Below are 602 nucleotides of genomic sequence, written 5' to 3'. Positions count from 1 at the left end.
TCCCCGTCCGCCTCGGCGCCGGCGCCGTCGGCCTGCACCAGCAGGAACGCGCCGGACTCGGGCAGGGCGGCCCCGCGTTCGGGCCCCGCGTGCGCGCGCACCGCGGCGAGCGTCGCCTCGTCCATCAGCTCCATCAGGCGGGCACGTGACCGGCCCCGGTGATCGCCTCGGCCGCGGCGGCGCCCGCGACGACGTCCGGGAAGAACCCGCCGAGCGTCACCGGCACGCCGCGCACGGCCGGCCGCAGCGCCAGCGTCGCGCCCACGATCACGCCGAGCGTGCCCTCCGAGCCGATCATCAGCGCGACCAGGTCGTAGCCGGTCACCCCCTTGACGGTGCGGTGGCCCAGCCGCAGCAGGGTGCCGTCCGCGAGCACCACGTCCAGGCCCAGCACCGCCTCGCGCGTCACGCCGTACTTGGCGCACAGCAGCCCGCCGGCGTTCATCGCGATGTTGCCGCCCACCGTGGAGATGTCCTTCGACGCGGGGTCCGGGGCCCACCACAGCCCGTGCTCGGCGAGCGCGGCGTTCAGCGCCCCGTTGAGGATCCCCGGCTCGACGACGGCCACGCGGTCCGCGGGGGAGAACCTCCAGGATCCGGTC

General features: G+C 76.4%; 1 protein-coding gene. It reads right to left on the bottom strand.

The features are described 5' to 3' along the window. Window positions 1-133: 133 nt before the first annotated feature. The coding region (locus UN64_RS21950) for an FAD-binding oxidoreductase (RefSeq protein ID WP_216352822.1) at window positions 134-602 on the bottom strand (469 nt) is incomplete at its 5' end.

The sequence above is a fragment of the Fictibacillus arsenicus genome, from assembly GCF_001999465.1.
GTDB classification, from domain to species: domain Bacteria; phylum Bacillota; class Bacilli; order Bacillales; family Fictibacillaceae; genus Fictibacillus; species Fictibacillus arsenicus.
This window is presented reverse-complemented; position numbering and strand designations above follow the sequence as displayed.